Below are 243 nucleotides of genomic sequence, written 5' to 3'. Positions count from 1 at the left end.
CAGCAAGTCTCGGATTTAAGGGGAATTCGCCGCTACTGCTCGAATCGCACACCGCATGGGCGGTATCCCGAAGCATCTTCAGCGTATGAAACCAATTCTAGCATTCAAACAATTCTGCTTGCAGCCAGCATGTACTTCTTTGCATTGCGCGGCGCTTATTGTTTATTGCATTGTGAATATCGCCGATGTGAAACCGATTCAACAAAGCAGAAGCGGCACGCTCACGCCCGTGCTATGTTTCGG

At 49.8% G+C, this 243-nt stretch carries 1 protein-coding gene; it reads left to right on the top strand.

All coding sequences use genetic code 11. The annotated features are described in order from the left end of the window. Positions 1–55 precede the first annotated feature (55 nt). A partial coding sequence (locus tag SB822_RS60125; RefSeq protein WP_410859514.1) for a hypothetical protein occupies positions 56–243 on the top strand: 188 nt, incomplete at its 3' end.

Source organism: Paraburkholderia sp. SIMBA_054, from assembly GCF_046534875.1.
Lineage (GTDB): Bacteria > Pseudomonadota > Gammaproteobacteria > Burkholderiales > Burkholderiaceae > Paraburkholderia > Paraburkholderia hospita.
Note: the sequence above shows the minus strand (reverse complement) of the source record. Positions and strands in the feature narration are given on the sequence as shown.